Genomic DNA, 25,939 nt, shown 5'->3' with positions numbered 1-25,939 from the left:
AGGGGCGCCTTCAGGCGCCTTTTATTTTGTCAGGGGAGCCTGGCAGCCTTTTTTACGGGCCTGCAGGCAGGCGCGATAAATTTCCCGCCGGGGCTGGCCGTAGCGCCTGGCTACCCTGGCCATAGCCTCTTTACGGTCGCAACCGGCAGCTTCCAGCTCCGCCACCTCCGCTGCCGCCCGGGCCGGATCATAAGCCGGCAAGGGGGGCGGGTCGGCCCCGGCCACTACCAGGGTAATCTCTCCCCGGGGCGGGTTGGCCTGGAAATGCGCTACTGCTTCCGACAGCAACCCCCGCCAGATGGTCTCAAATTTTTTTGTCAGCTCCCGGCCAACGGCAACCCGGCGTTCTCCCAAGGTTGCCGTTAAATCCGCCAGGGTAGCCACCAGGCGATGCGGGGCCTCATAAAAAATCAAGGTCCGTTCCTCGGCCGCCAGGGCTGCCAGCCTTTCCCGGCGCTCCTTCCCGGCCCGGGGCAAAAAACCCTCAAAGACGAAACGGCCGGCCGGTAAACCGGAGGCCACCAGGGCCGTAAGGGCGGCGTTGGCGCCGGGAATGGGTACTACTGTGATGCCGGCGGCTATCGCTCGCCGCACCAGCTCTTCTCCCGGGTCGCTGATGCCCGGTAGGCCGGCATCGGAAACAACAGCAACCTCCTTGCCTTCCTGGAGCATCTTTAATAAATAAGGAGTTTTACTGGCCTGGTTGTGGCGGTGATAACTGGTCAGGGGCGTGTGCAGATCATAATGGGCCAGGAGTTCCCGGGTGCGGCGTGTATCCTCAGCAGCGATTAAATCGACCTCCTGCAGGACCTTTAGAGCCCGCAGGGTAATGTCTTCCAGATTGCCAATGGGGGTTGCTACCAGGTAAAGGCTAGCCATGGGGATGTAATCCCTTCTTCTCTAAGAAACTCAAGCAGAAAAGGCAGCCATCACTATCCCGCACCCGGGCAAAATGGGGCGGGCAAACGTGGAAACCCTCCTCATAAAAGCGTAATAGCTGCTGGTAACCTCCTTCCCCGGCCTGTTCTGCAAACATGATAGTCCTGAGGCGCTGGTTTTCTTCCTCCAGGGCCCGCGCTAAAGCCCGGAGGCGCCGGACTTCCTTTAAAACCTCACCCAGGTGCCCTTCCAGTTCCGCCAGGGCTACAGCCAGTGTGCCGCCTTGAGAATCCGCAAAATTACTGCTCATGCTCTTCTCTCCCGATATTTTTCAGGGGAAATTCCATAGTACCATGCTCGGGTATTTCGACCATGACGGTTTCCTTAAGGATATTGTGCCCTGTTACCCGGCCCGAACCTGCCGGTGTCTTGACCATGGTGCCACACGGAGGGAAGTGGCGTCGTGCCTCTTCATAAACGTTATTCTCGTAACGCAGGCAACACATAAGCCGGCCGCACAGGCCTGAAATCTTGGTGGGATTTAAAGACAGGTTTTGTTCTTTGGCCATACGGATGGAAACCGGGTCAAACTCACCCAGAAAAGTGGCACAGCAGATAGGCCGGCCGCAGCAACCCAGCCCACCCAGCGTCTTGGCTTCATCCCGGACACCAATCTGGCGTAATTCTATGCGGGTGCGAAAGATAGCCGCCAGGTTTTTGACCAGCTCGCGAAAGTCGACCCGCCCTTCGGCCGTAAAGTAGAAAATGATTTTGCTCACGTCAAAGGTAAATTCGACGTCAATTAATTTCATGGGCAAACCGTGCTCGGCAATTTTTTGCCGGCAGATGACGAAGGCTTCCTTCTCTTTCTGGCGGTTGATATTCACCTGTTCGGTATCGGCCGCCGTTGCCCGGCGGATAACCGGCCGCAACGGCTGCACTACCTGGTCTTCATCAACCTGGCGCGGCGGGATGACCACTTCACCATATTCCAGGCCCCGGGTAGTCTCCACGATTACATGGTCGCCCCTGTTAAGCTCCAGTTCGCCAGGGTCAAAGTAATATATTTTACCGGCCTTTTTAAACCGAACGCCAATAACAGTAACTATAATGTTTCACCTCCCTGCATTTGCGTCTATTTAATAATGGTGGAAGCTAAGCATCACGAAAGTTCCCGCTCTATACAGGGGTATCGGCCAGCTCCCGGTGCAGGTTAAACATCAATACTTCCAGGGCCAGGCGGCGGTTGCCGTTGCGTTCAATAGCCGCCTGCGCAGCCTGGATGAGCCGGAAACAACGCCATAGTTTCCGCGGTGACAGCGGTACCGGTAAAAAGCATCCTGGCTGCAGTAATAGTGTTGCCGCTCCTGTTAACTGCCAGACCAGCTGGTCCCGGCAGGCCAGGGCCATGGCCTGGAGAACGCCCTGGAGATCGTTTTCCTTTTCCAGCTCGGGCAGGATTTCTTGCAACATTGCCGCCAAACCGGCCCTCGTCAGGCGGTTCCAGTAAGTGACACCGGCAGGCGAAACCCCGCTTTCCCAGCCCAGGTGCAGTTCCTGGCAGCGGGAACGGATGGTGGGCAGCAATAAGTCCGGCTGGGCAGCCAGTAAAATAAGATAAGCTCCTTCCGGGGGCTCTTCCAGGGTCTTCAGCAAACAGTTGGCTGCTGCTTCGGTCATAGCATCGGCCCCGGCCAGGACGGCCACCCTGGCCCCTCCCTGGAAGGCCCGAAAAGCCAACTGCCTTTCCAGTTCCCGGATCTGGTCAATTTTTAGCGTGGTACCCTGGGGCTTGAAGAGATAAAAATCCGGGTGGTTACCGCCGGCCATTTGCCGGCAGGAACGACAGCGGCCGCAGGGTTCCCCCTCGCGGGGTTCCCGGCAGTTCAGGGCCGCAGCCAGGTACCTGGCCAGTTCTATCCGCGCAGCCTCACTACCGCCTGCCAGGAGATAGGCATGGGCGAGTTTACCCTTTTGCAGGGCCTGCTGCAGCTGCCGGCGGGCCGCCATTAAAGCTTTCGGCTTCACACCTGCCATCTGCTCTCCTGCTGCCATTCAGCCTCCCCTCGCTTCCAGCCAGGGCTCTACTACCTTTTCAATCTGCGACCACACAGCATCCGGGGAACCGGTACCATCAATGAGGCGAACGCGCTGCGGCTCCAGGCGCCTCAATTCCAGGTAACCCCGGCGTACCCGCCGGTGAAAGGCGAGGTCTTCCCCCTCCAGGCGGTCGGCAGTTCCTTTCCCCCGGAGCCGCGCCAAACCCAACTCTACCGGTACATCGATTAAAAGGGTAAGATCCGGTAAGAGGCCCCCGGTAGCCATTTTGTTTACCTGGCGCACCATCTCTATCCCCAGCTTGCGGCCGTAACCCTGGTAGGCGATGCTGGAATCTGTAAAGCGGTCGCAGAGGACTATTTTCCCTGCTGTCAGGGCCGGCCGGATGCGCTCGGCTACATGCTGGGCCCTGGCGGCAGCATAGAGCAGGATTTCGGCCCGGGCATCAACAGGACCGTAGCGCGGTTCCAGGAGCAGCTGCCTGATGGCTTCAGCCAGGAGCGTCCCGCCGGGTTCCCGGGTACATTCGACAGCATAGCCCCGCCGGCGTAAGAAACGCTCCAGGCGTTCCATCTGGGTAGTCTTGCCGGCACCGTCCGGACCCTCCAGGGTAATGAACAGGCCGCCAGGCACGTAACGTCACCTGCACTTTTTCCTAAAGAATAAACATTTCTCACTCATCTACTACCAGCACCTTACCCTCCGGCCCCCGCAAGCATACCAGCCTGGCAATTACTTCCTCGGTCAGGACCTCTCCCGGTACGACCAGGGCCAGGCCGGGGGGGCAGGGGGCGATCAGCTCGGCGCAAATCCGGCCTTCCCCCTCCTTTAAGGGTATTTCCCGCCGGGGGGCCAGCCAGGCTTCCCGGGGCGTCAGCACCTGCCGGGGCGGAACAGTCCAGGGGCCGGGACTTGCTCCCGCTTTACCATTTGCTTCCGGCGGCACCCGGCCGGCCACCCGCGGCAGGGCCAGCAGAGCTTTCAAGAGAGAATTGATTTTGGCCCCGCCATCGCCGGGGGTGATGATTAACAGGATATAGTCCGGCCCGGCCAGCTCTATTTCCTGACCGGCGCGTCGTAAAAAGGCAGCTATTTCCGGCCCGCTGACACCGAAAGGGGCCGCCGGCAACAACAAGCGGGTGACATCCAGGCCGGAAGCCGCAGGTCCCGTCACATCTGCAGGGGCCAGGCAGGGTATGCCGGCCGCTGCCAGTTTTTCCCGCAGCCGCAACGCCCTGGCCACAGTCCGGCCCCAGTCCCGCCGGCCCCGCTCTTCCGCCTGGAGCCGGGCCACATCCAGGGAAGCCAGCAGTAAATAGGAAGGGCTGGTGGTCTGTAAAAGGTTTAAAGCCGCTGCTATTGCATCACCTGTCCCGGCTTCCCGCAGGTGCAACATGGCCGCCTGGGTAAGGGCCCCCATGGTCTTGTGGGTGCTCTGAACCACATAATCCCCCCCCAGGGCCAGGGGTGAGGGCGGCAGCATCGGGTCAAGGCCGAAGTGGGCTCCATGGGCGGCATCTACCAGGACGACCAGGCCATGGTCATGGGCCAGGGCTATCAGTTCCCGGCTATGGGGAACGATCCCCTCATAGGTTGGGTGAACCAGGAGCAGGAGCCTGGCCCGGGGATGGGCCTTAAGTGTTCTGGCTAAAACCGCCGGGGTCACCCCCAGAGGGATGCCGGGTGAGGCCAGCCATTCCGTTTCCATATAAACCGGCCTGGCCCCGCTCAAGATCAAACCGTTAAAAACGGAACGGTGGGCATAACGGGGTAGTATAACCTCATCCCCGGGCCGGCAGACAGCCAGGATGACGGCCATAAGGCCGCTGCTGGCCCCATTCACCAGAAAAAAGGTCCGCGCCGCCCCATAAAAGGCGGCGGCCTTCTCCTGGGCCGCCCGGATGGCCCCGCCGGGACAGGCCAGATTGTCCAAACCCGGCACCTCGGTAAGGTCCAGCCCCAGGGTTTCCTCCCCCAGGGCCTGCCGCCAGGAGGGCCAGGTATAGGCTCCGTCCTTATGACCGGGTGTATGCCAGGAATTAAGTCGCTGGCGCCGGTAATTTAAAAGCGCCTCCCAGAGAGGCGCTTGCCCTTGGGTCTTCACGATGTTATTGTAACACACATCCCGGGCCTACAAAATATTTTTTCGCCCCCTCATCGCCCGGGGTGCTGTACGCCGGCGTGGTCAATATAGTAATCCCCCTTGATGATCAGATCCCCTACCGGCACCACCTGGTAGCCATCGGCCTTGAGCTTTTCCAGGAGGGGGCTCAGAACATCGGCCGTATAGCGACCGTTATTGTGAAAAAGAACAATGGAGCCCGGTTTAATGTTTTTTAACACCCGGTTCAAAATGGCCCCGGCCGTCATGTGTTCCTGCCAGTCCAGGGAATCCACATCCCACTGGATGACCCGGTACCCCAGCCGCTCCGCGGTACGGATGACCGTGTCGTTATAATCGCCAAAGGGAGGCCGGAAGAGTTCTGCCTTATAGCCAGTTATTTCCCGCACCATCCGGCTATTTTCCTGCAGCTCTTTTTCCATTTCCGCCTCACTTAAGGCGGTAAAATGAGGATGGGTGGCCGAGTGCAGGCCGATTTCATGACCGGCAGCAGCGATCTGTTTGGCAACTTCGGGGTATTTCTTGAGCCAGATATTGGTTAAAAAAAAGGTCGTTTTAACATTATGCTGTTTTAAGGTGGTTAACAATTTGGGTGTGTACTCTGCACCCCAGGTGGCATCAAAGGAAAGGGCTACCTTTTTTTCTGTGGTGTAAACGCTGTATATAGGCAATAATTTCCTGGTCCGCCCAACCATAGATGCCAGGGGCTGGTAATCGGCCAGCCTGGCACCCAGGTATAAACCCAGGAAAAACAACAGCGCCGGGATCAGGATGTTGACCAACCGGCGCCGGCGCCATAACAGGATCATCTCCTCACCCCCTGAGATGATCCTATTCAGCCCTGCATTGCTATATGAAATGAAAAGGGGGATAAGATAAGCCCCCTGCCGATCAGACAGGGGGCTCAAGCTGCCAGTTCCCTTAAACAGCCCTGGCACCGCTCTTCACAGACCGGTTCTGGTAGGCCTGGTCCAGAAGCTGCATGACGTGGATGGCCCGGGCAGGTAAATGGTGGACGTCCAGGCCGTGGGCCAGCTGCATCAGGCAGGCCGGGCAGGAAGTTGCCAGGTACTGGGCACCGGTTTTCTTAAAGTTCTCCATCTTACGGGCCAGGATTCGCTGCGATAAGTCATAATGGGTAACGTTATAGGAGCCGGCACCGCCGCAGCACCAGTCGGACTCATTCATCTCCACAAATTTGACTCCCGGGATGCTCTTTAAAATCTGGCGCGGCTCATTCTTGATTTTCAGCCCCCGGACGGCATGGCAGGGATCATGATAGGTTACGGTGGCGTTGACCGGTCCCATCTCTTTCTTAAAGCCCACTTCCGCCAGGTACTGGGAGGCTTCCTTTACCTTGGCGGCAAACTCCTGCGCCAGGGGGCCATACTCGGGGTCATCTTTAAGGAGTTCGGCATAATAGTGAAGACCGTGGGCGCAGCTGGCACAATCGGTAACTACCGCTTCCACATTAAAGCGTTTAAAGGAATCCAGGTTTTCTTTGGCCAGTTTGATATGCATTTCTGTCTCGCCGTAAGCTTCGTGGGGAATACCGCAGCAGTTGGAAACCGGTACCACAACCTCGATATCATTTTCCTGGAAAACACGCAGGGTAGATTCGGCGACCTGGGGAAAGAAGTTGTTCATCATGCAACCGGCAAAATAGGCCACTTTATGGCGGGGTTTCAGGGGCTTCTTTAAAACTTCCGGTAAGCGCTCCCTCAAAGTACGGGCCGGGATGTCGGGCAGCAGCCCTTCAGCCTTGCCCAGGGACCCCAGCAAACCAAGGAAGCCGGTATGGCGGGCGAGCCACCTGGCGCCGCTGCGCTGGTAAAAGCGCAGGGCCTTCGCCCCCAGGGTCAGGCGCCTCTGCCTGGCCAGAACGCCGCGCAGGGCCATGCGAATGGGGAAGGGATTGCCGTTGGCACGGGTAATTTCCGCCCGGGCAGCCTTAACCAGGGTATCGGTAATAACGGAGGAGGGGCAGGTGACAACGCAGGCGCCGCAGAGAAGGCAGGAGTAAATATGGTGGTTTATCTCCGGCTCTTTGGTTAAATCAAAGTGTCCTTCCATGGACTGGCGCATCAAACGGTTGCGCCCCCGGGCCAGGGAAAACTCCTCGCCGGTTACCTTATAGGTAGGGCATACCTCTTCGCAAAAGCCGCACCGGTTACAACGTACGATATCTTCTTCATACTGCCGAAAAGTCTTGACCATGACCTGTTCCTCCTCGTCTCAGGATACCGCCCTGCTGTTATCAATAACATACGCCAGGACCTTGCTGTTGGGGGCCATAATCCGCTGCGGGTCGAAGGCCGCCTTAAGCCGGGACAGTAACTCCATAACAGCCCTCCCCCGCGCCTCAACCCAGCGCCGCGTTAAAGTCAGGTCATCGATATTATCTACAACCAGCAGCCCGCCCAGGTCTCCGGCTAGTGTTGCCAGGCGATTAACAGTTTCCTGTACACCGGCATAGGCACCTGGAGCCTCGTCGAGGAAAATATGGACGTGACCGTTGCCGAAATGGGCTGCCAGGGCTGCTCCTTTGCGGCTCTGTTTCAGCTCGTCGCGGGCCCGGGTTAAAAATTCCTCCATGGCAGTAAAAGGTATGGCTACGCTGGCCAGAATGGCCCCGGACGCACCGGCAAAGACAGGGAATAGCTGCCGGCGGGCCTGCCAGGCGGCAGCAGCCGCCTCCCCTTCCAAGATGGTGGCAGCCGGAAATTGTTTTTTGACATAATCAACCTGGGTGTCTACCTGTTCTCTAAAGCCATTATAGGCCACCAGCACGCCGGGTCCCTTACCATCAGCCTTCCACCCGGCCCGGGCCAGTACCGCCATGGCGGCGCCGTCCAGTAATTCCAGAGCCACAGGTAAGGTATCATTCCTGATGATGCGGGCCGCTGCTATGGCTTCTTTCAGTTGTTTAAAGGGCAAGAAAACCGTCGTTTCCTTTTCCGGCACGGGCCTTAATTTCAACATGGCCTTGGTGATAATGCCCAGGGCTCCCCAGGAGCCGGCCAGAAAGCGGGTGTTATCATAATCCTGGACGTTTTTAACGGTTTTCCCGCCGGTGTGGATAATTTCTCCGGTAGGTAAAACAACTTCCAGGCCTAAAATATGAAATTTAACATCGCCATAACCGAGCTTGCTGGGGCCTGACGCACCGGCGGCTATGCACCCGCCAACGGTGCAGGTATCCGGTTCTACCGGCTCGACGGGCCAGTATAAGTTATGGGTCCGCAACGTTTTTTGCAGCTCGCCCAGGGGGATACCAGCTTCCACATAGGCGGTCATGTTCTCATAATCATATTCAATAATTTTATTCATCCGGGTAAGGTTGATTAACAACCCTCCCGCCAGCGGCAACAGGCCTCGGCAGGCCATGGTACCAGCTCCCCAGGGGACCACAGGTATGCCCTCTTCACCGGCGAGCTTCAAAACCTCAGCTACCTGCTGGCTGCTCTCCGGGTAAACAACAGCGTCCGGCAGGGCCGTCTTGCTGCAGCTGTGCTGGCGCCGGATGTCTGGGTCTATCTGACAATTCCCGGCACCAAGAATCTTCTCCAGCTTATTAATATTTTCTTGCCGCATTTTGCTGTCCTCCTCAGGCCGCCGTATCGGTATCGGGTACAGTCTTACCGGCGTTTAATATCTCGCTGGGATCAAAGGCCAGGCGCACCCGGCGTAAAAACCGGAGTTCCTCCGGGTTGAAGGCCCAGCGTACAAATTCCAGTTTGGCCAGGCCAATGCCATGCTCGCCAGACAGGGTGCCACCCAGATCCAGGGCCTTGCGGAAAAGGGCGGCCCTAACTTTTTCCACCCGCTCCATTTGTTCTTTATTCCGCTCATCGAAAAGAACCAGGGGATGCAGGTTGCCGTCGCCGGCGTGGGCCAGCATACCAATGGCCAGATTATATTCCTGACTTAAACGGTTCACTTCTTTCAGGATCTCCGGTAGTTTGGTGCGGGGTACGGTGGCATCTTCCATATCGTAATTGGGAGCCAGGCGGCCAATGGCACCAATAGCCATACGCCGTGCCGTCCACAGGTCGTCCCGTTCCTTGGCATTCTTGGCCAGCTTTACATCGGTAGCCCCATTCTCCCGGCAGATCTCCATTATCTGCTGCGCCTGGCGGTCCAGGCCGGCATCCCAGCCGTCCACCTCAATTAAGAGTATAGCACCTGCATCTACCGGCAAGCCGATATGCAGCCAGTCTTCAACGGCATTGATGATCTTGTTGTCCATCAGTTCCAGGGTACAGGGGATAATGCCGCGGGCAATGATGGCCGAGACTGAAGTGCCGGCATCTTCAAGGGTTTTATAGGTGGCCAGCATGGTGCGGTTGGCACGGGGTGCAGGCGTCAACTTACAAATGATCTTGGTAGCAATACCCAGGTTGCCCTCCGAACCAATCAGCAGGGCATTGAGGTTTAATTCCTGGGCAATCGGCTCCAGTTTGCCTCCGATTTGCACAATTTCACCGTTCGATAAAACAAGCTCCATGCCGATGATATGGTCCCTGGTGAGGCCATATTTAATCCCGCGCATACCACCCGAGTTCTCTCCCAGGTTGCCTCCCATGGTCGATACTTTCTGGCTGGCCGGGTCGGGCATATAAACCAAACCATAAGGAGCGACGGCCTTTTGCAGTTCCATATTGGTAACGCCCGGTTCCACCACCGCCACCCGGTTTTCGGGATCAATCTCCAGGATGCGGTTCATCCTGGTCATGACAATAACTATTCCGCCGCGCTGCGGTACAGCACCGCCGCTCAAACATGTACCACCCCCGCGAGGGGTTACCGGGATCTTTTTACTGCTGGCCAGTTTCATGATAGCAGCTATCTGCTGGGCATTTTGTACATAGACAACAACTTCGGGCTGGCCGTAAACGAGGGAAGCATCGTACATGTAGGTATTCAAAGATACTTTTGACGTTAAGACATTCTCTCTGCCGACAATTCTCACCAGCTCGTTAAGGGTTGATTGATCGACCATTATTAAACCCCTCTCCCTTCCCCATTAAAAATCATAGCCAGACTCATTATCTATATCCAAACACCGCTCGCCAGCGGTGCGACCAGGATAAAAAAGTATATTTCCGCCAGCACCAGCCTCCTGTCTATTTTGTTAGTAATATCACAAAGCTATAATATTCATTAATTTAACTCTAGCAATAACTTTGGACAGGTGTCAAGAATTGTCTGGTTTATAAAATCCTTTAGATAGACAAAATAAAACGCTGATAAAGCTTTTTTCTCCTTCTTTTATTAATTAGCTGCCTGTCTTATGGTCTAACCAGCAGACAGGGAATATATTATTAAATGCCCACCTGTTCACCCGGCCGGATAGCAGCAGAAGTTGCAAACTGCAGGGCAGAAACCTTATCGGAAGAGCTACCGTACTGCACCCGGCGGACCAGAATGGCCCCGTCTCCTGTAGCGATAACAAAGCCTTCCTCGCCCGGGATTGCTACTATGGTACCCGGGTTGCCGTATGCCCGGTATGGACTGGCCTCCCATATCTTTAGCTTTCCCCCCCGGAAGGTAGTCCAGGCCCCCGGGTTGGGGTTGGAACCGCGGATAAGGTTGTAAATCTTTTGGGTGCTTTGCCGCCAGTCGATTTGCACATCTGCTTCCTTTATTACCGGCTGGAAAGAAGCTTGCCTCTCATCCTGGGGCACCGGGCTCGCCTTCCCCTCCCGGATTAAACGGACGGCCTCGGCTACCATTTGCACGCCTAAGGGGTAGAGTTTCTCAAAGTATAATGATTTTACCGTATCATCAGGGTCGATAGCCACTTTCTGCTGCAGGATAATGGGACCCGTATCAATACCGGCATCAATCTGATGGATGGTAACGCCTGTTTCCGTTTCGCCGTTGATAATGGCCCAGTTCATGGCACTGCCACCGCGGTATTTAGGTAGCAATGAAGGGTGATAATTAATGCCGCCGTAAGTGGCCAGGTCAATCATGGCCTGGGGGACAATATCGGTTACGAAGGCCAGCACCAGCAGGTCGGGCCTGAGGTTTTTAACCCACGTCAAGGCTTCCGGTTCCTTCAAACGCGCAGGCTGCAAGAGGGGCAGGCCGCGCTGCAGGGCCAGCTCTTTAACCGGATTGGGCCCCTTTTGCCCCGGCCGGTCCGGCACGGTGAGGACGCCGGCAATTTCTTCCCCCTGATCAAGAAGGGCCTGCAGGCAGTCTCTACCAAAGGGCGCCTGGCCAATAAATATAATACGCAAAAAAACATCTCCCCTCCCATATTTTTGCCTACCCCTGACAGGTAGATGGGGGTTATAAATTTTCCCTCAACTTTAATATATCCTTATTCCATCATCCCTGTCAATGCTTTTCCGGCGCAGCCGTCTGGCTGCCAGACCATATACTCTTGCCTCTATCGTGGCCAGGAGACATGAACCTTCTGTTTCTGTTTTGGGCAGATAGTATAGCGTTTTTAAGAATCTAGAGGCGTTTTAGACCTCCCTCAGGGTAATTAATCTATTTTATCACTAATTTTTTTAAGGACATTATAGATGTTTGATAGGATAATAATTATAAATCCAAGCATAAAAAAGGTTACGATCTCTTTAGTGAAGAAAGCTATTATCCCCATTACTATAAGAATAAATGTATTCCAGATGGTACTATTAAGAAATTTATCCAACCAATTTACTCCTTTCCCATGGTCATTTTTTCCACTGCCTAACACAATCTATGCTATAATCATTATGGAAAATCAACAGTAAAAGTACAATAGTTACTCATACCTGGTCCTGTTGCATTAGTTACAAAAGGTTTGGCAACAGCCCCATGATTCGTTTACAATAAATTGTATTTTATGTCATTATTCGCCATAAACCTAAATTTTCCTGTCGTGGGATGGCACTCCGCGGCTAGTTTTATATATTTTTATCCGTCTATATTTCCAAAGCTCAGGCTAGAGAAAAATTGATCGACTTCGCGCAGGTCCATGAGCCCTGTGTCCAGTAAATTGCTTTTCTCATCCTCTTTGTTAAATAATATATTTTCGCAAAACCATCCGTGCTAAAGTGCATTATTTATGTTTGATATTTCGCCAAAGGGAGATAAATTCCGAAGGATTAAGAATAGTTACTGGAGATTCAGGCACCGTAAAGTGTTTCTTGTTACCTGTAACAAGTATGGCTCCTTCAATGGCCATAGCAGCTTCTAGAAAAGGTTCGTCATCAGGATCTGGTAATGGCACCGGCAAGGGTTCAGTTGTCACTAGAATACCTTCTGCTTCGATCAGGGTTATAAGGGCATCAACTTCTGCTTTGGCAAAACCAAATTTGGGACGACAAAGCACTTCGCGGTACTCAGATAGGATACGGGCATCATAAACAACCTTGATTCGACCATTAGCAATGAGCCGGACAATGGTACCGGCATGGCTATGGGCTTTCAAAAGTCCCGAAACCAACACGTTTGTATCGAGGACAATTTTCATTGGCTGCGGCTCCGTCTAACGGCTTTAATTTCAGCTTCAATTTCTGCGTCCTTAATTTTATTCAATCCTTTTTCCCTGGCTCTTGCTTGCATATTTTTTACAGCCAGTACTGCCCGGACACGACGCAAGTTTTGCAAGTACTCTTCCAGATATTTTTCTTCTATATTGGAAAGTACCGCCACTGGCTTACCATTAGAGGTAATTACCAGCTCTCCCTCCTTTTGTAACTGGCGCCATATCTCGCCCGATTTTATCCTTAATTCACGCACGGTCACAAAACGCACCTTTAAGCCCCCCGGAAGTTATGATACACTAATTGTACACGATCAGGCTACATATATCAATAAAGACAATAAAATTAGCCTTGCGGCTTTTGCATAAAATAGGGTTCCGGACCCATCTATAGATCCTTATGATGGTGTTGGAGATATGGAGATATCATGGAGCTTCAGGTCGGCAAAGGCTTTACTGCCATTGGTGCTGGAGTTCCATTTTTCCCTACGGAGACCCCTAAGTTTCTAAAAGAGCGCGGCTGACGGCATCTCTACTGGGATATTTCTAACCTGTAGTTTTATTTACGCCGCTTTCTGGCCAACTTACAAGCCATCAAAATAGATCTACGCCAGCTTCCTGCCCCGCGTCCAATTACTGGACATGCTTTTCCGGAGCAGCTGTCAGGCTAGTATCCCGGCCCTTGCCGTCGCGCCTTTCGATCCAGATGGCGGCATCGGGGCAGACGAGCTGGCATTTTTTACAGGCAATGCAGGGTTTCCCGTGCCCCGGTTCCACCACCGGGGTACCGAAGGCCCCCAGTTGTTTAGCCCAGCCGATGGTGTCTACAGGACACTTCTCGATGCAGAGGCCGCAGCCCTTGCACAGGGCCGGGAACAGATGGAAGATCCCTTTGCCATTCTCGGTGGTAATGGCTTTGAAAGTTACGCTCATAAGTTCTCTCTCCCTATCTCGTACCCCCGGTCCAGGGCACGGTAGTTTAATTCCCTGAGGTCCGGGTCCTGAGCAAACTTGTGGCCAAACTGGCGTTCCAGGGCCTGTTCTACATCCCGGCGCTCTAAAAAGCCCGTTACGCCCACCAGCACTCCCAGGATGATGACGTTAAAGACCCTGGGGTGCATTTCCTCCTGGGCTATGGCCAGGGCCGGGACGGCCAGACGTCTCTGCCTTTCCCCGTAAACCTGCCGCACGTCGTCTTCCAGGCCGGCCTCATAAACCAGTAATGTCTTTTCGCCTACATACTGCCGTACCCGCTCTACGGCCCGGTGGCTTAAAGCTACCACAATATCACCGGTAGTAAACTTGGGCGCGCTCACTGGCTCCCTGCTTACCTGAACAAAGGCCACCGAAACGCCGCCCCGCTGTTCGACGCCAAAATTGGGGATATACAGGGCCTGGAAGCCGGCCTGATAGGCCGCCTCGGTGATAATCTCGGCCACCGACTGCACCCCCTGCCCTCCTTCCCCGGCCAGGGCGATTTTAAGATTGAAATCCACGGGGTGGCACCTCCTGGAGCCGGCCGGCTGCTTTCTCTTCCGGTGTCCTTAGTTCCCCGACAGGGAAATAGGCGGTCATTTCTTTTTCCACAAAACGCCAGGTTGCGGCAGCATTGGTATGCCAGTTGGTGGGGCAGGACGACAGGGCCTCGATAAAGGCGATACCCCGGCCTTCCAGCTGGTTCTGCAGGCCTTTCTGGATAAAGTTTTTCAGCTGGACGATATTGGCTATGCTCCCGCGGGCGACGTAGGCTCCCGGCGGGGCAATGGCCGCCACCAGTTCCGGGCCCAGGATGGGCCGGCCGGTGAGCCTGGCGTCGCGGCCATAGGGAGTGGTTTCCGTCTTCTGTCCCGGCAGGGTGGTCGGGGCCATCTGGCCGCCGGTCATGGCGTAGACGGTATTGTTGACCACGATAATCGTCACCAGGTCGTTGCGGCTGGCGCTGCTGACCAGGTGCTGGGCGCCGATGGCGTAGGCGCCGCCGTCGCCCATGTAGGAAACGACCACCAGTTCCGGCCGCGCCCGCTTGATGCCCACCAGCACCGGCGTGGTGCGGCCGTGGTGGGTCTGGACGGTGTCCAGGTTGAAAAAGTCCCAGGAAAGCAGCGAGCAGCCGATGTCGCATCCAAAGATGGTTCGTTCCTGGATATCCAGGGCGTCGATAGCCTCCCCCAGGGCTTTGAGGACTATACCGTGGCCGCAGCCGGGGCAAAACTTGTGGGGCTTGGTCTCTGCCCGCCATACCCGGGGCATTTGCGGTTGGGCGGCGATGGCCATTAGATCAGCTCCTTCGCATGGACAAACTCCACTATTTCTTCCGGCGTAATCCCCATTCCCGGGCGCAGGTAGCCGGTGACCGGCGTCTCCAGGCCGTAAAGGCCGGCCTGGACCTGCCGTTTTAGCTGCCCGTAGGCCGACTCGACCACCAGGAGGTTGCGGGCCCGGGCTGCCAGGGGCCTCAAGGTTTCCGCCGGGAAGGGCTTTAAGGTTACGGGCCGGAAATAGCCGGCCTTGAAACCTCTTTCCCGCAGGGAAACAACGGCCGCCCGGGCGGCCCGGGAAACAACCCCGTGGGCAATAATAAGCAACTCGGCGTCATCGACGGCGTAGGTATCCCACTCCACCACCTGCGGCGCTATGGCTTCATACTCTTTTATGGCGGTCATCAGCACCTCATAAAGCTCATCTTCCAGGTTATAGGTATTACGCAGGTGGACCGGGTCGCGCTCTTCTCCAGGCAGGCCCGGCAGGCCCACCATGGGGCGACACGGTTCCATGGTAATGCCCCGGGCTTCAGGGTCGAAGATGGTTACCGGTTCCCGCATTTTGGATTGATACCCGTCCCCCAGGACAAAGGTGGGAAAACGATATTTCCAGGCGCTGTTAAAGGCTTTAATGGTATAAAGAAACAACTCATCATGGGAAGACGGGGAATAAACAATCCTCAAGCCCTCGCCATTGCCGCCGAAACAGGTCAGATTGAGCTCCTGCTGGGAATAGATGACCGTGGCCGTCGAAGGACCGCCCCGCTGGGTTACCACAACTACCGTGGGCAGGCGCATCATTTCGGCCATGGCCATGGCTTCCTGCATCAGGACGTTGCCCGGCCCGGCCGTAGCCGTAAAGGCCCGCTTCCCTGCCAGGACACCCCCGACAGTAGCAAAACCGGCCGCGATTTCATCTTCCGTCTGGAGAAAGCCCCGTTCATATTTGGGCGCCATCCGGGTCCAGTAGTGCATGATTTCATTCTGCGGCGTAATGGGGTAGCCGTACATGATGTCGGCCCCGGCGGCCAGGGCCGCCCAGGCCACCACCTCGTTGCCGGTCATGAAGGCCCGCTGCTCGCCCGTAACTGGCCTGGTTGCCATAATTATACACCCCGTTCCAGCGAAAATCCCCCTGGGAAAATACCCCTACCAGAATGCCAGGGGCATGTAGCGTTTGATTGCCCGGACAGGATTGCCACAAATATCGCGCTCGCCTATAAATGAGGCCAGTTCGAACATTACTGCCGTGGCCACTACCGGGAGGTTTAATTCCCGGGCCGCAGCAGTTACCTTCCTGGCCCCGGCCTGGATGAGGTCTACCGTTGTCTCTTCCCCCAGGTGGGTGTTATTGAGCAGGCCGTCCACCCGGCCTAAAGAGCGTACATGGACGATAATATCCTCAACCGTGGCCGTGGCCGGGCGGGCAGTATTGATCACAGCCAGGACCCGGAGATCGGATGCTGTTCCTGCTCCTTCCAGCAAGTGTAAAGTACCGGCACCGGCTGTGCCATAGCCGGCATCGATGATCACGTCCCCTTCCTGGTGCAGGGCCCAGCGGACAGCCGGGTGCAGGACCGTCCCGGCCTCACCCCAGCCGGTCACCTGCCGCGTCTCCCAGCCCAGTACCTTGATCCCCATGGCTTCCAGCTTGAGTTTCAGGGGGCGCAAAGTATAGCACGGTTCCACGGTATCCAGGTCGGCCAGGGTTACCTGCCGTCCCTGCTCCCGTAAAAAAACAGCCCGGTTAACGGCGTTTTCCGACTTGCCGCTGCCGTATTCCCCCAGGTAAGCCTCAACGATACGCGCTTTTCTTCACCCCGGTAGTTAGTATGCGCTCCTGCAGAAATAGCATACTTGCAGGCATGGCTCCCGCTTTGAAATACTGTCTAAAAAATAAAAAAGCCCGGCTTTAACCGGACTGCTGGTGCCGCGGGCCGCCCCGGGTGTATACCTACCCTCACGTCCCCAGGACCAGGCGTAAAAAAATCAGCAGGATTAATCCGGGTAGTCCCAGAAAACCGGCGATTAAAACAGTAAGCCAGTTCAGGGGGATGAAAAAGTTAAAATTGGAACCAAAAAAGTTAAAAGCCCAGAGGAGGAGAAGTCCGAAGAAGGAGTTAACAATAATCTTAAAAATCCACTTCAAGGGCTTTAATAAAATGCTGCCCACGAGATAAAATAGAAACAGTAAAAAAATACCTGCCAGAATCAGCTGGACGGTCTCACCACCCATGGCTACCACTCCTTACTAACTTCCACAGGTACATATATTTCCTTTCTGCCGCTTCCAGCCGGTAGATGGCCTGATCCACCAGATCGGGTTCCGTTACCTCGGCAAAAAAGCGCTGGGCTGCCCACCATTCTTCCCTGGCTTCCCTAATAGCTTCGGCCAGCACTTCCAGTTCCGCTTTCAGGCCCCACTCCTGCATGCGGCCACCTCCCAACTGCCATTTGCTTATAAAATATGCAGCTGGGAATAATTTCTTGCCTGCTTTTTATTCCATTTTTATTCCATTTCATGGCGGCCGCTGAAGGCCCGGGCCAGGGTGATTTCATCGGCGTATTCAAGGTCGCTTCCCACCGGCAGGCCGTAGGCCAGGCGGGTTACCCTGACGGCCAGGGGCTTTAACAGCCTGGCGAGATAAAGGGCCGTGGCCTCTCCTTCCACATCGGCATTGGTGGCCAGCACTACTTCTTTGACCTTCCCTCCCTGGAGGCGCCGTAAAAGCTCTTTAACCTTTAGCTGGTCCGGGCCTATCCCGTCCACGGGTGAAATGGCACCCTGTAAAACATGATATAAGCCCCGGTACTGGCGGGTTTTTTCCAGGGCCACAATGTCCCGGGCCTCCTCCACCACGCAGATTATGGTATGATCCCTTTCCGGATCGGTGCACAGAAGGCAGGGATCGCGGTCGGTGAGGTTACCGCATATAGAGCAATAATGGATCTTACGGCGGGCCTCCAGGATGGCTGCGGCCAGGTTTTCCGCCTCTGCCGCCGGGGCGTTGAGAAGGTAGAAGGCCAGGCGCTGGGCTGTTTTGGGTCCCACTCCCGGCAGTTTGCCCAGGGCTGCAATCAGTTTGTTCAGGGGTTCCGGGTAATTCATTTTTTAAAACCCCGGCAGCCGCATGTTTCCCGTAATTTTTCCCATTTCCCTGGCCGCCATTTCCTGGGACTGGCGCAAGGCTTCGTTGACGGCGGCCAGGATCAGGTCCTGGAGCATTTCCACATCATCAGGATCCACGGCAGCCGGGTCAATTTTTATCCCGACAATTTCCTGGCGGCCGTTGGCCGTAGCCACAACGGCACCGCCGCCGGCGGCTGCTTCCACTGTCTTTTCCCCCAGCTCGTCCTGGAGTTTGGCGATCTGGGCCTGCATCTTTTGCATCTGCTTCATCATCTTGTTGATATTGTTCATACCCACTGGCTTAATAGTCCTCCTTTTTAATCCTTGATCTCCACTTTGTCGGGACCGAAATATTCTACCAGCTTATCTAATACTTCCTGGCTCACCCCGTCCACAGGCGGCCTCCCCGCCGTAATAACAAGCTTGAGGGGCCGGCCGAAAACCCTAGCCAGGACTGCTTCCACCTTCTGTCGGTTGGCGGGCTGTTCCAGCATGCCGCGGTGGAAATCCGTTTTGACTTCCAGGGTCAGGCTATCCCCCGTGACAGCCACCGGCTCCCCGGCCCGTAAATAAGCCTGGAGGTGGACGCTTTCCCGGCGGGCCGCTGCCAGGACTTCCGGCCAGCGTTCCTGAACGGTAGATAATTCTAATGGCGGAAAAACGGCAGGCGAAACTCCCTCCTGCTGCCGGGCTGCAGGCCGGATCCGGGAAGCAGGGTTTTCCCCTTTACCAGGCAAAGTCACGCCTTCTGCTTTTCTCTGGCCGGTCGTCTCCGAAGCATGCCGGCCCCTGCCGGCAAGTCCGGGCTTGCCCGGCGTTTCCCCGGGTTTTATTTCAGGCAGTTGCCCTTTTGCATGCCCGCTGCTATCCAGGGCGGCCAGGCGTTTTTCCAGTTCCTCCAGCCGGTGGGCCAGGTCGTCCAGAGAAGGGCCGGTATCGAGCAGGAAACCGGCCAGGGTCATCTCCAGGAGGACCCGGGGCTGGCTGTTCCAGCGCAGGGCTGCTCCACCCTCCTGCAGCCGTTCCATAAGGTCCAGCAGGCGCCGGGGAGTAAATTTTTGCGCCTGGGCCGCCACCTGTTCCATTTCTTCCGGCAGGAGACCGGTAAACTCTCCGGCCCGGGGATCCATATGCAAAAGAAGGAGATTGCGAGTATGCTCCAGCAGGTCCTCCAGCAGCCGCTGTGGTTCTACTCCCGCTTGCAGGGCTGTGTCTACCAGGCGCAGCATATTTGCCCCATCGCCGGCTGCCAGGGCATCAGTTATGGCCAGGAGGGTATCCAGGCGCGCCGTACCCAGGGTTGCGGCCACCTGTTCGGCCGTAATAATCTCCTGGTCGCCGGTGGATATGATCTGGTCCAGAAGGCTTAAGGCGTCGCGTAACCCCCCGGCAGCCTTGCGGGCTAAAAGGCTTAAGGCCGCCGGCTCGATCTGGACATTATTGGCTGCCGCCACCTGCTGCAGGCGCCCGCTGATGGCTGCTGCCGCCAGGGGACGAAAGTCAAAACGCTGGCAGCGGGAAAGTATAGTCGGTAGCACTTTACGCGGCTCTGTAGTAGCCAGGATAAAAAGGGCATGGGCCGGAGGCTCTTCCAGGGTTTTCAACAGGGCATTAAAGGCCTCCTGCGTCAGCATGTGGACTTCATCGATAATATAAACCTTGTAGCGGCCCTCTACCGGCCCCAGGGGGATCTTTTCAATTAATTCACGAATCTCGTCAATACCCCGGTTGGAGGCAGCGTCGATTTCCAGGACATCCAGGGAGTTACCGGCATTGATGCGCCGGCAATTAGGGCACTCATTGCACGGTTCTCCTTCCAGGGGCGACTGGCAATTGACAGCTTTGGCCAGGATTTTGGCAGTACTGGTTTTCCCGGTGCCCCGGGGTCCGCAGAAAAGATAGGCGTGGACCAGGCGATGGTTGCGCAGGGCATTGAGCAGGGTACGGGTAATATGTTCCTGTCCCACTACCTCGGCAAAGGTTCGCGGGCGCCATTGCCGGTACAGGGCCTGGTACTGGGCCAAGCTCCTCACCTCGGGAGGCTAAAAATAAAATAAATATATAAAAAGGGATTATTCCCCGCTCGAATAATCCCTTCTTGTCTCATTAGGTGACCGTGCACCCACTGTTGAACATGGCCTCCGGGCGTTACCGGCGCAGGTAACTCCAACCAGGCACTCCCGCGGCACCCGAGGGGGTTCACTTACCGCTGCTTCCTCCCGGACCTGACGGGGTTCATGAGTCCTCGTCGCGCAGGACCCGGCTCTCTTCGCCCCTTACACCGGCCGGACCCCACAGGTCAGGCCCGCCAGTGGGACTTCGACCCCGCTATAGCGGTTTGCGGGCTACAGGGCACCGCTACCTCCCCGTCTAGCACGGTCAAAGCTATAAAATTAAAATGGCGGAGAGAGTGGGATTCGAACCCACGAGACGGGTTTGTGACCCGTCTACTCGCTCTCCAGGCGAGCGCCTTCGACCAACTCAGCCATCTCTCCGCGCAAATTTAGTGCTTATATAAAATTATACAGCGAAGTGCAGCTAAATGCAAGTCGCTTCAGAAGAGCATGTCAAGGCGTTTAAGAAAAAGGGGAGGCCATTTATAACGGCAACACCCCTTAATTAACTTTTACTGGCGGAGAGAGTGGGATTCGAACCCACGAGGCGACCTCTTCAGCCGCCTACTCGATTTCGAGTCGAGCGCCTTCAACCAGCTCAGCCATCTCTCCGCACTTGCTGGAAAAAGCGTTTTAATAACTGCCGGCATTCCTCTTCACGGATGCCGGGGATAACCTCTACCTGGTGGTTAAAATGGGGATTTTCCACCAGATTGACTACAGAATCTACGGCCCCGGCGCGTAAATCCGGGGCACCATAAACTAGTCTCTTTACCCTGGCCTGTACCAGGGCACCAGCACACATGGGACAGGGTTCCACCGTTACGTACAGGGTAGTACCTGTCAAGCGCCAGTTGCCCCGCACCCGGGCCGCTTCCCGCAAGGCGATAATCTCGGCGTGGGCCGTGGGGTCGCCCCAGGTTTCCCGCCGGTTGCCGGCCCGGGCAAGAATTCGCTCCCCTTCTACTATTACGGCACCGATGGGGATTTCCCCCAGGGCAAAGGCCTTTTCTGCCTCGGCCAGGGCTTCCCCCATATAGAAACGGTGGTCCACGCAGGACCCCCTCGCTGGTATTCTGGTGCGCCTGGAGGGACTCGAACCCCCGGCACGCGGTTTAGGAAACCGCTGCTCTATCCACCTGAGCTACAGACGCACGAATAAAAAATGGCGCGCCCGGAGGGACTCGAACCCCCAACCACCTGGTTCGTAGCCAGTTACTCTATCCCGTTGAGCTACGGGCGCACAAACTTTTTTACCGGCAGAGTTAATTGTACCAGAGATGCAGGAGTAAGTCAAGGGTACACATACATATCTACGCCGGCTCCTGCCACAGGGCCGCGGACCTGGCGGGCCGCCCCAAAGGTAAAGTTAAACCGGCGCCTTCCGGCGCCGGCATCCTGTGGCGGAGAGAGTGGGATTCGAACCCACGGTACAGGTTTTATACCCGTACAATCGCTTAGCAGGCGATCGCCTTCGACCTACTCGGCCATCTCTCCACGCCTTCTTCCTTTTGTTACTGGCGGAGGGGGTGGGATTCGAACCCACGGTGCCCGTAAGAGCATCACTGGTTTTCAAGACCAGCTCCTTAAACCGCTCGGACACCCCTCCCCAGCTCGGCAAGTATAGTATAACATACCCTTGCCGTCGCTGTCAATTTAAAATGCAAATCGAACTTATGTTGGTAATAGTGCATGGAAGCTAAAGCCCCGGCATCCATATGGATGCCGGGGCTTTAGCTTCTTCTGTTCTTATTTATTTACTTACCGCTATTTACTTACCGCCAGTGACTCGCTTGTTGCTTTTTCCTTTCTACGCTGCAGGTAGGTTAATACCGGCCGGTCGACGCCGTAATAGTAGGACGCGCTTCCTGCCAGCAACAAGATGATGGCCACTGTGTAGAGCACCGGGTTGGTGCTCGCGGTACCAGCGAGCATAAAATTGAGGTTCATAAATGCACCGACACACAGGGCAAATACGGTTGCTGCTCCCAAAATCAGGGCAATACCCGTTAAAATCTCACCGGCTACTACCAGCTTGGCAAACCAGGTGTAGTGGCCTCCATCGTATAGGGAACGAATAAACGCTTCGTACCAGCCATACTTAATAGCCGGCGTGCTTCCCGGCAGGGCGCCGATAGCCTTGGCCCAGAAACCTTTCAATGCTTCACCGCTTTGTGTCCATTTGGGATTACTAAGTTTGTGCAGGCCAGCCTCCAGCCACTGCCAACCCAGCCATATACGCAAAAGGGTCCAAACAATGCTTAAACGCCGGTCGCGCAGTAAGGTGAGCATCTTTTCTCTCCCCTTTCGTGATAGTCTTCGCATATTTACTATAACTCTGGGAAGAGAAAGAACCCATAGGTTCGCGACCTTAATTTTCCCCTCGGTTCTAAGCCCTATAACCGCAACTAATCGTCTTCCAGTTTAAGAATGCCCTTTTTGATGGCATACTTAACCAGGTCTACCCGATCGTGGAGCCCCAGTTTTTGCATCAGGTTGGCCCGATGGGCCTGGACGGTTTTGACGCTGATAAACAGGCGTCTGGCAATCTCCGCATTAGTCATACCCTCGGCAGCCAGGCGCAGGACCTCCATCTCCCGGTCGGTCAATTCTGCCTTCCCGGCATCATCCTCCCTGGCTGCCGAAAATCCCTGCTGCAGGCCGTCGATAACCCGCCGGGCAATCTGGGGATCGAGGAAAGCTTCACCTTTGACCGCCAGACGAATGGCCTGGATAAGTTCCTCCACCCCGGCCCGCTTTAAAACATAACCCCTGGCCCCCGCTTCCAGGGCCCGGAAGATTAGCTCGCGATCGTCGTACATGCTTAAAATAACAATCTTGAGGTCCGGCCATTTTCGCAATAAAGCCCGGGTCGCCTCTACTCCGTTCTGGCCGTTGCCCAGCTGGAGGTCCATGACTACTACTTCCGGCCTGACCTTATCCACCAGGTTTAATAACTCAGCGGTACTACCGGTTTCCCCCACCACCTCAATATCCTTTTCCCTGGTCAGGAGGGCCCGCAACCCCTCCCGGACTACGGCATGATCATCTACCAGCACCAAGCGGATGGCCATGGACTCCACCCCCGCTATCGCCCTCGTAGGGCAGCCAGAAAGTCATGGTTGTTCCCCGCCCGGGCGAGCTTTCAATATCCAACCAGCCCCCGGCCAGGGCCGCCCGCTGCCGCAGGTTTTTGAGGCCCTGTCCACCGGTGGGGACCGTCGCATCAAAGCCGGTACCGTTGTCTTTAATCTTTACCCTGAAACCGCCGGCCCCCAGATCTATCCCGATCCAGACCTCGCTGGCCCGGGCATGACGGCGTATATTACTTAAAATCTCAATCATTATATGGTAAAGGTGATCCCGCTGGTCAGTATCAAGGTAAGACTGTCCGTTTCCATGGACATGCCAGTTTACTTTTATATCACTATTCCTGGCCAGGTCTGTCACCAATTTTTTCACCAGGGCCACCGGGTCAGCCGGCAGGTCCCGGCCCAGGTGCAGGCCGGTCAGATATCCCCGCAGATCAGATATTACCTTTTCCGCCTGTTGCGACAGGGTCGCGAGCCTATCCGCAGCTGCCGCCGGGTTGTCCGCCAGCAGGGTGCGGCTGTGTTCCAGACCAAGGGCCAGGCCGTAGATGGATTGGATAACTCCATCATGGAGGTCACGCCGTATTTTTTCCCTTTCTCGCCAGATCATCTCTCGCTCCCTGGCAACCTCCCGGTAGTGCTGTTCCTCGGCATCATAAACATCCAGAAGACGGAAGATAAAAAAGGCAACCAGGATACTGCTTAGGATGCGCAAAGCCGGTGCCGGCAGACCCAGGCGCAGCAATAGGTCTGTATTGAGGAAATTGGCGGGAAAAAAAGACGCCGGCGGCACGATCAACCCCCCGCCGAAGGCATAAAGAAATAAGGCCGTGGCAGCACCCGCCAGGAAAAATTTTAAGGAGTTGCGCCTTAAATGTTGCAGGTCATCCCCCTGGGCCAGAATCGCCAGGCCACTCATTACCGCACCCGGCGCCGCCAACAAATATCGTGCCGCTATTTCAATCAGGATCAACCAGGCATCAGTAGCCGCCCTTTCCCGGGGGAAAGTAAAGGCGGAAAATAGCAGCCACCCTCCGAAACCAGCAAGTGGGAAAAACCTCGTCCAGGCCGGCCACCCCCTGGTATCCCCAAGGAGGTTGATGCCAAAGACCAGCAGAAAGAGGTAGGATAAAGCCAGGAGCAGGGCATGCCCGCCGTTAAAGAGAACCCCCCTGAGAGTCTGCCAGCCTTCAGCAACTGCGGCAGCCGGAATAAAAATGTAGCCCCACTCCACTAGACCATGTAAAAGCCCAAAGACAGCCAGCCATGGTAAACGCCGTCCCAGGGGCAGGCTGCTCCCCCGCCGGGCCTGGAGGAGGATGCTAAAGCCCATGAGGAAGAAAGACAGGCCGTAGAAAAAAAAGAGTAAATTCCAGTACCAGTTTTCCCTGGTTAGGAAGTGGAGGGATGGGTTCATGCCCCTGATCCTTGCTCCGGCCGGATGGCTTCCAGGCCACCCATATAAGGTCTTAACGCTTTGGGGATAAGTACCGTGCCATCCTCCTGCTGGTAGTTTTCCAGGATGGCCGCCACCGTCCGCCCCACGGCCACCCCGGAGCCGTTCAAGGTATGGACAAAGCGGGGTTTTTCTTTGGGGCCGGGCCGGAAGCGGATGTCGGCCCGCCGGGCCTGGAAGTCCTCAAAGTTACTGCAGGAGGAAATCTCCCGGTAGGTGCTGGCGCTGGGGAACCATACCTCCAGGTCATAGGTCTTGGCCGCTGAAAAGCCCAGGTCGCCAGCACAGAGGACCACCACCCGGTAGGGAAGGCCCAGGAGCTGCAGGACCTCTTCCGCATCCCGCGTCAATTTCTCCAGCTCTTCATAAGAATCCTCCGGCCGGGTGAATTTAACCAGTTCTACCTTGTTAAACTGGTGCTGGCGGATGAGACCCCTGGTATCCCGCCCGGCTGCCCCGGCCTCGGCCCGGAAACAGGCGCTGTAGGCCACATGGTAGATGGGTAATAAATCGCCCTTTAGGATTTCCCCCTGATACAGATTGGTAACCGGCACCTCGGCCGTCGGTATCAGGTAGTAATCCGTTCCCTCGACGTGAAACATATCCTGGGCGAATTTGGGCAACTGGCCGGTACCGATCATGCTGGCGCTGTTGACGAGATAGGGCGGGAAAATTTCCGTATAACCATGCTTGATGGTATGGAGATCCAGCATAAAATTAATCAGGGCCCTCTCCAGACGCGCTCCGGCGCCGCGGTAAAAGACAAAACGCGCCCCGGCCACCTTGCTGCCGCGCTCAAAATCGAGGATGCCCAGCCGTTCCCCTATTTCCCAGTGGGGCCGCGGCTCAAAATCAAAGCGAGGCAGCTCGCCCCAGTGGCGTACCGGCTTGTTATCGGCGTCGCTCAAGCCGTCGGGTACGGAATCATGGGGTATATTGGGAATCCTTAATAACTCCTGCTGGAGCTCGTCTTCCACAGCGCGCAGGGCCGCATCCAGTTCTTTGATACGGTCGCCGACCTCGCGCATAGCGGTAATTAACTCCGTAGCATCCTGGCCGTTTTTCTTCAGGCGGGCTACTTCGGCCGATACCTGGTTGCGTTTATTCTTCAGTCCCTCGACCTCTACCAGGAGGTTCCGACGCCGGGCATCAAGGGCTAAAAAGTGCTCTAGCCCGGCCTTCAAGCCCCGGCGGGCCAGGGCTTCAGCCACCCTTTCCGGTTCCTGGCGTATTAGTTTAATATCCAGCAAAATACCGCTCCCCTTTCATCCAGTTAGTGTGGATAATCCTGCCACTATTATGCCACGATTAAAGGCTCGGGGCAAACCTGCCGTAAAAAAC

The 25,939-nt window shown here is 56.0% G+C and carries 28 protein-coding genes, 6 tRNA genes and 1 other RNA gene; all 35 read right to left on the bottom strand.

Annotation, left to right across the window (positions count from 1 at the left end; genetic code table 11):
• Positions 1 to 21: 21 nt before the first annotated feature.
• The 35 genes from rsmI to serS all read right to left on the bottom strand — a co-directional run bounded on the left by rsmI (position 22) and on the right by serS (position 25,848).
• Complete coding sequence (rsmI, locus tag E308F_RS03850) at positions 22 to 879, bottom strand: 16S rRNA (cytidine(1402)-2'-O)-methyltransferase (RefSeq protein ID WP_141263626.1); 858 nt, start codon at positions 877 to 879, stop codon at positions 22 to 24.
• On the bottom strand, positions 872 to 1,189 hold the full coding sequence (locus tag E308F_RS03845) for an initiation control protein YabA (protein WP_141263625.1): 318 nt from the start codon (positions 1,187 to 1,189) through the stop codon (positions 872 to 874). The genes rsmI and E308F_RS03845 overlap by 8 nt, the downstream gene beginning before the upstream one ends.
• Positions 1,179 to 1,991, bottom strand: coding sequence for a PSP1 domain-containing protein (locus tag E308F_RS03840; RefSeq protein ID WP_141263624.1), 813 nt, complete (start codon positions 1,989 to 1,991; stop codon positions 1,179 to 1,181). Before E308F_RS03840 ends, E308F_RS03845 begins: the two co-directional genes overlap by 11 nt.
• Positions 1,992 to 2,058: 67 nt before the next feature.
• Positions 2,059 to 2,916 (bottom strand): DNA polymerase III subunit delta', encoded by an 858-nt coding sequence (holB, locus tag E308F_RS03835; RefSeq protein ID WP_172613476.1) that lies wholly within the window; start codon positions 2,914 to 2,916, stop codon positions 2,059 to 2,061.
• Between the two features lie 18 nt (positions 2,917 to 2,934).
• A complete protein-coding gene (gene tmk / locus E308F_RS03830; protein WP_141263623.1) occupies positions 2,935 to 3,570 on the bottom strand; it encodes a dTMP kinase in 636 nt (211 codons plus the stop codon).
• Positions 3,571 to 3,610: 40 nt separating this feature from the next.
• Positions 3,611 to 5,041 carry an aminotransferase class I/II-fold pyridoxal phosphate-dependent enzyme gene (locus E308F_RS03825; protein WP_141264088.1) on the bottom strand — a complete coding sequence of 477 codons (1,431 nt, stop codon included), beginning with the start codon at positions 5,039 to 5,041 and terminating at the stop codon, positions 3,611 to 3,613.
• 50 nt (positions 5,042 to 5,091) lie between these two features.
• Positions 5,092 to 5,868 carry a polysaccharide deacetylase family protein gene (locus E308F_RS03820; RefSeq protein WP_141263622.1) on the bottom strand — a complete coding sequence of 259 codons (777 nt, stop codon included), beginning with the start codon at positions 5,866 to 5,868 and terminating at the stop codon, positions 5,092 to 5,094.
• Between the two features lie 112 nt (positions 5,869 to 5,980).
• Positions 5,981 to 7,276 carry a (Fe-S)-binding protein gene (locus tag E308F_RS03815; protein WP_141263621.1) on the bottom strand — a complete coding sequence of 432 codons (1,296 nt, stop codon included), beginning with the start codon at positions 7,274 to 7,276 and terminating at the stop codon, positions 5,981 to 5,983.
• 18 nt (positions 7,277 to 7,294) lie between these two features.
• On the bottom strand, positions 7,295 to 8,653 hold the full coding sequence (locus tag E308F_RS03810; RefSeq protein WP_141263620.1) for an FAD-binding oxidoreductase: 1,359 nt from the start codon (positions 8,651 to 8,653) through the stop codon (positions 7,295 to 7,297).
• Between the two features lie 13 nt (positions 8,654 to 8,666).
• A complete protein-coding gene (locus tag E308F_RS03805) occupies positions 8,667 to 10,061 on the bottom strand; it encodes an FAD-binding oxidoreductase (RefSeq protein ID WP_141263619.1) in 1,395 nt (464 codons plus the stop codon).
• Positions 10,062 to 10,383: 322 nt separating this feature from the next.
• Complete coding sequence (gene fmt, locus E308F_RS03800; protein ID WP_172613477.1) at positions 10,384 to 11,307, bottom strand: methionyl-tRNA formyltransferase; 924 nt, start codon at positions 11,305 to 11,307, stop codon at positions 10,384 to 10,386.
• 812 nt (positions 11,308 to 12,119) lie between these two features.
• Positions 12,120 to 12,533, bottom strand: coding sequence for a putative toxin-antitoxin system toxin component, PIN family (locus E308F_RS03795; RefSeq protein WP_141263617.1), 414 nt, complete (start codon positions 12,531 to 12,533; stop codon positions 12,120 to 12,122).
• Positions 12,530 to 12,817, bottom strand: coding sequence for a type II toxin-antitoxin system Phd/YefM family antitoxin (locus E308F_RS03790; protein ID WP_141263616.1), 288 nt, complete (start codon positions 12,815 to 12,817; stop codon positions 12,530 to 12,532). The genes E308F_RS03795 and E308F_RS03790 overlap by 4 nt, the downstream gene beginning before the upstream one ends.
• 361 nt (positions 12,818 to 13,178) lie before the next feature.
• Positions 13,179 to 13,478, bottom strand: coding sequence for a 4Fe-4S dicluster domain-containing protein (locus E308F_RS03785; RefSeq protein ID WP_141263615.1), 300 nt, complete (start codon positions 13,476 to 13,478; stop codon positions 13,179 to 13,181).
• Complete coding sequence (locus tag E308F_RS03780) at positions 13,475 to 14,041, bottom strand: 2-oxoacid:acceptor oxidoreductase family protein (RefSeq protein WP_141263614.1); 567 nt, start codon at positions 14,039 to 14,041, stop codon at positions 13,475 to 13,477. Before E308F_RS03780 ends, E308F_RS03785 begins: the two co-directional genes overlap by 4 nt.
• A complete protein-coding gene (locus tag E308F_RS03775; protein WP_141263613.1) occupies positions 14,025 to 14,819 on the bottom strand; it encodes a thiamine pyrophosphate-dependent enzyme in 795 nt (264 codons plus the stop codon). Before E308F_RS03775 ends, E308F_RS03780 begins: the two co-directional genes overlap by 17 nt.
• Positions 14,819 to 15,910, bottom strand: a complete 1,092-nt coding sequence (locus tag E308F_RS03770; RefSeq protein WP_141263612.1) for a ferredoxin oxidoreductase — start codon at positions 15,908 to 15,910, stop codon at positions 14,819 to 14,821. Before E308F_RS03770 ends, E308F_RS03775 begins: the two co-directional genes overlap by 1 nt.
• Positions 15,911 to 15,955: 45 nt before the next feature.
• Positions 15,956 to 16,495 carry a hypothetical protein gene (locus E308F_RS03765; RefSeq protein ID WP_253260385.1) on the bottom strand — a complete coding sequence of 180 codons (540 nt, stop codon included), beginning with the start codon at positions 16,493 to 16,495 and terminating at the stop codon, positions 15,956 to 15,958.
• A gap of 271 nt (positions 16,496 to 16,766) precedes the next feature.
• Positions 16,767 to 17,042 carry a pro-sigmaK processing inhibitor BofA family protein gene (locus E308F_RS03760; protein WP_141263610.1) on the bottom strand — a complete coding sequence of 92 codons (276 nt, stop codon included), beginning with the start codon at positions 17,040 to 17,042 and terminating at the stop codon, positions 16,767 to 16,769.
• Entirely contained in the window at positions 17,032 to 17,238 is a 207-nt protein-coding gene (locus E308F_RS03755) for a DUF2508 family protein (protein WP_141263609.1), read from the bottom strand. Before E308F_RS03755 ends, E308F_RS03760 begins: the two co-directional genes overlap by 11 nt.
• A 77-nt stretch (positions 17,239 to 17,315) precedes the next feature.
• Entirely contained in the window at positions 17,316 to 17,915 is a 600-nt protein-coding gene (gene recR, locus E308F_RS03750) for a recombination mediator RecR (protein WP_141263608.1), read from the bottom strand.
• Positions 17,916 to 17,918: 3 nt separating this feature from the next.
• Positions 17,919 to 18,227, bottom strand: coding sequence for a YbaB/EbfC family nucleoid-associated protein (locus tag E308F_RS03745; protein ID WP_216363931.1), 309 nt, complete (start codon positions 18,225 to 18,227; stop codon positions 17,919 to 17,921).
• A gap of 26 nt (positions 18,228 to 18,253) precedes the next feature.
• On the bottom strand, positions 18,254 to 19,960 hold the full coding sequence (dnaX, locus tag E308F_RS03740; protein ID WP_141263606.1) for a DNA polymerase III subunit gamma/tau: 1,707 nt from the start codon (positions 19,958 to 19,960) through the stop codon (positions 18,254 to 18,256).
• Positions 19,961 to 20,050: 90 nt separating this feature from the next.
• Positions 20,051 to 20,315: signal recognition particle sRNA large type (gene ffs, locus E308F_RS03735), an RNA gene on the bottom strand.
• Positions 20,316 to 20,335: 20 nt separating this feature from the next.
• Positions 20,336 to 20,431, bottom strand: a tRNA-Ser gene (locus E308F_RS03730).
• 135 nt (positions 20,432 to 20,566) lie between these two features.
• Positions 20,567 to 20,662 (bottom strand) — tRNA-Ser (locus E308F_RS03725).
• A complete protein-coding gene (gene tadA / locus E308F_RS03720) occupies positions 20,649 to 21,104 on the bottom strand; it encodes a tRNA adenosine(34) deaminase TadA (protein WP_141263605.1) in 456 nt (151 codons plus the stop codon). Before tadA ends, E308F_RS03725 begins: the two co-directional genes overlap by 14 nt.
• Before the next feature lie 23 nt (positions 21,105 to 21,127).
• Positions 21,128 to 21,204 (bottom strand) — tRNA-Arg (locus E308F_RS03715).
• A 12-nt stretch (positions 21,205 to 21,216) separates the two neighbouring features.
• Positions 21,217 to 21,293, bottom strand: a tRNA-Arg gene (locus E308F_RS03710).
• 158 nt (positions 21,294 to 21,451) lie between these two features.
• Positions 21,452 to 21,547, bottom strand: a tRNA-Ser gene (locus E308F_RS03705).
• A 21-nt stretch (positions 21,548 to 21,568) separates the two neighbouring features.
• Positions 21,569 to 21,659, bottom strand: a tRNA-Ser gene (locus tag E308F_RS03700).
• Between the two features lie 158 nt (positions 21,660 to 21,817).
• Entirely contained in the window at positions 21,818 to 22,342 is a 525-nt protein-coding gene (locus tag E308F_RS03695) for a DoxX family membrane protein (RefSeq protein ID WP_141263604.1), read from the bottom strand.
• 116 nt (positions 22,343 to 22,458) lie between these two features.
• Positions 22,459 to 23,124, bottom strand: a complete 666-nt coding sequence (locus E308F_RS03690; protein WP_141263603.1) for a response regulator — start codon at positions 23,122 to 23,124, stop codon at positions 22,459 to 22,461.
• Positions 23,096 to 24,559, bottom strand: coding sequence for a sensor histidine kinase (locus E308F_RS03685; RefSeq protein ID WP_141263602.1), 1,464 nt, complete (start codon positions 24,557 to 24,559; stop codon positions 23,096 to 23,098). Before E308F_RS03685 ends, E308F_RS03690 begins: the two co-directional genes overlap by 29 nt.
• Positions 24,556 to 25,848, bottom strand: coding sequence for a serine--tRNA ligase (gene serS / locus E308F_RS03680; RefSeq protein ID WP_141263601.1), 1,293 nt, complete (start codon positions 25,846 to 25,848; stop codon positions 24,556 to 24,558). Before serS ends, E308F_RS03685 begins: the two co-directional genes overlap by 4 nt.
• Positions 25,849 to 25,939: the final 91 nt, after the last annotated feature.

Origin of the sequence: Moorella sp. E308F (genome assembly GCF_006538365.1) — a bacterium.
Classification (GTDB): Bacteria; Bacillota; DSM-521; order Neomoorellales; family Neomoorellaceae; genus Neomoorella.
This window is presented reverse-complemented; position numbering and strand designations above follow the sequence as displayed.

Bases quoted from the DNA above. Each gene is read 5' to 3' on its own strand.
- E308F_RS03755 (WP_141263609.1), bottom strand. From the start codon at position 17,238: ATGCAGGAGTGGGGCCTGAAAGCGGAACTGGAAGTGCTGGCCGAAGCT.
- recR (WP_141263608.1), bottom strand. From the start codon at position 17,915: ATGAATTACCCGGAACCCCTGAACAAACTGATTGCAGCCCTGGGCAAA.
- E308F_RS03815 (WP_141263621.1), bottom strand. From the start codon at position 7,276: ATGGTCAAGACTTTTCGGCAGTATGAAGAAGATATCGTACGTTGTAAC.
- E308F_RS03845 (WP_141263625.1), bottom strand. From the start codon at position 1,189: ATGAGCAGTAATTTTGCGGATTCTCAAGGCGGCACACTGGCTGTAGCC.
- holB (WP_172613476.1), bottom strand. From the start codon at position 2,916: ATGGCAGGTGTGAAGCCGAAAGCTTTAATGGCGGCCCGCCGGCAGCTG.
- E308F_RS03775 (WP_141263613.1), bottom strand. From the start codon at position 14,819: ATGGCCATCGCCGCCCAACCGCAAATGCCCCGGGTATGGCGGGCAGAG.
- E308F_RS03770 (WP_141263612.1), bottom strand. From the start codon at position 15,910: ATGGCAACCAGGCCAGTTACGGGCGAGCAGCGGGCCTTCATGACCGGC.
- E308F_RS03745 (WP_216363931.1), bottom strand. From the start codon at position 18,227: ATGAACAATATCAACAAGATGATGAAGCAGATGCAAAAGATGCAGGCC.
- E308F_RS03810 (WP_141263620.1), bottom strand. From the start codon at position 8,653: ATGCGGCAAGAAAATATTAATAAGCTGGAGAAGATTCTTGGTGCCGGG.
- E308F_RS03690 (WP_141263603.1), bottom strand. From the start codon at position 23,124: ATGGCCATCCGCTTGGTGCTGGTAGATGATCATGCCGTAGTCCGGGAG.
- E308F_RS03685 (WP_141263602.1), bottom strand. From the start codon at position 24,559: ATGAACCCATCCCTCCACTTCCTAACCAGGGAAAACTGGTACTGGAAT.
- E308F_RS03820 (WP_141263622.1), bottom strand. From the start codon at position 5,868: ATGATCCTGTTATGGCGCCGGCGCCGGTTGGTCAACATCCTGATCCCG.
- E308F_RS03695 (WP_141263604.1), bottom strand. From the start codon at position 22,342: ATGCTCACCTTACTGCGCGACCGGCGTTTAAGCATTGTTTGGACCCTT.
- E308F_RS03805 (WP_141263619.1), bottom strand. From the start codon at position 10,061: ATGGTCGATCAATCAACCCTTAACGAGCTGGTGAGAATTGTCGGCAGA.
- E308F_RS03795 (WP_141263617.1), bottom strand. From the start codon at position 12,533: ATGAAAATTGTCCTCGATACAAACGTGTTGGTTTCGGGACTTTTGAAA.
- E308F_RS03760 (WP_141263610.1), bottom strand. From the start codon at position 17,042: ATGGGTGGTGAGACCGTCCAGCTGATTCTGGCAGGTATTTTTTTACTG.
- rsmI (WP_141263626.1), bottom strand. From the start codon at position 879: ATGGCTAGCCTTTACCTGGTAGCAACCCCCATTGGCAATCTGGAAGAC.
- E308F_RS03785 (WP_141263615.1), bottom strand. From the start codon at position 13,478: ATGAGCGTAACTTTCAAAGCCATTACCACCGAGAATGGCAAAGGGATC.